Origin of the sequence: Paramaledivibacter caminithermalis DSM 15212 (genome assembly GCF_900142245.1) — a bacterium.
In the GTDB taxonomy this organism is placed as follows: Bacteria; Bacillota; Clostridia; order Peptostreptococcales; family Caminicellaceae; genus Paramaledivibacter; species Paramaledivibacter caminithermalis.
This window is the reverse complement of sequence record NZ_FRAG01000145.1, coordinates 1-1603: the sequence shown is the minus strand read 5'-3', so window position 1 is coordinate 1603 and position 1603 is coordinate 1. Positions and strand designations below refer to the sequence as shown.

At 30.4% G+C, this 1603-nt stretch carries 1 protein-coding gene; it reads left to right on the top strand.

The window, feature by feature from the left end:
- Nucleotides 1-403: 403 nt before the first annotated feature.
- On the top strand, nt 404-1489 hold the full coding sequence (locus BUB36_RS18935) for a glycosyltransferase family 4 protein (RefSeq protein ID WP_073153912.1): 1086 nt from the start codon (nt 404-406) through the stop codon (nt 1487-1489).
- Nucleotides 1490-1603: the final 114 nt, after the last annotated feature.

The following is a 1603-nucleotide window of genomic DNA, read 5'->3' as shown; positions in this document are numbered from 1 at the left end:
GCTTTAGCAAATATCTTTAGACGGCTTCAGCCGTAATCGCGACTTTCAGTCGCCATCTAAATCCCTGTACTTCAGTGCAGGGTTGTTTAATTTTTCGTTATATAGGAACTCAAACATTTTTTGCAAAAAATTGCATAGCTAAAACAGAGTAAAATAGAGGGCTAGAAGAAAAATTGAAACTATTACTAGCAAAATATTGGTATAAATTATTTTCTTTTAAAACTTATTAGAAAAACCCCTAATACTTGCAACTTGGAACATGGAACTTGCAACTAAAGTGCGTCGCAAGACGCCTTTATTCTTTTTATAGCCTGTGGGTATGTAAATTAACATGATATTGTACCCTGTTATTAAAATTATGATTTTAGTGCAAAAAGTCCAAAATTTAAGGATGTGTATTTAAATGAAGGTAGGTTTTGTATTGAACGGAAAAACTTTTGGAGGTACTGAACAGCATATTATAAATTTAACAAAAGGATTATATGAATTAGGTATTGAGTGTTGTGTAGTTACTGAGCAGAGAGAATTAATTAAGAAACTGTATGAAGCTGATATCCATGTAGAAACATTACATTTTGATAATATTATGAAAGCATGTATTGGATTAAGAAGGATTTTAAATAGAAATTTTGATGTAATACATGCTCACAGGGTAGATAGTTTTGCTTTTACATATTTTGCACTACAAGATACAAAAGTACCTTTGTTATGTACGATTCATAGCCTATTTAGTCCTGAGTTGTTATGTAGTAGAGAAAGACTTTATAATTCGAAAGCATATTCTATATGGACAAACGATTTGCTTAGAAAAGCTGATAAAGTTATTGCGATTTCAGATTCTGTAAAGAAAACTTTACTTGATAGTGGGATAAACGAAAAAAATGTTAGTGTAATTTATAATGGAGTTAAAAGTCAAGATTATGTATGCTTTCGCAATAAAGCTTCTCAAAGGTTTACTATTGGATTTGTTGGAAGACTACATTATGAAAAAGGTCCAGATATTTTACTTAAAGCAGCTAAAATACTTTCTGTAAAGTATGGAGACCAATACAGAATTGTTTTTGTAGGGGACGGACCAATGAAGCAAGAATTGATTAACATGGCTAGAGAGTATAAAATAGAAGAGGTATGTTCATTTAAAGGTTTTATAGATAAACCTTTAGATGAAATGAAAGAATTTGATACCTTAGTGCTGCCTTCTAGGGAAGAAGGCATGGGGTTATCTATACTTGAAGCAATGAGTTTAAAGATTCCAGTAATTGCAAGTATGGTTGGTGGTGTTGTTGAAGTTATCAATAATGGAATTACTGGTTTATTGATTGAGAAAGAAAATCCCTTTCAGCTTGCACAGTCAATAGAATTGTTAGCTAAAACACCTGATTTAGTATCTGATATTTGCGAAAAATCATATAAGTTATGTAAAAGAAAATTTTCCATTAAAAATTTTGCAAAAAAACATATACAAATGTACCAATCTTTGCTTGAATGACAAGGGGACAGAATACTGAGTAAGAACAGTCTATTATTCAAACATTTTCAAGTACAATATTGTAAATATTTAACTTTAGTATTTTCATAATCAATATGTCAACAAAAAGTATTG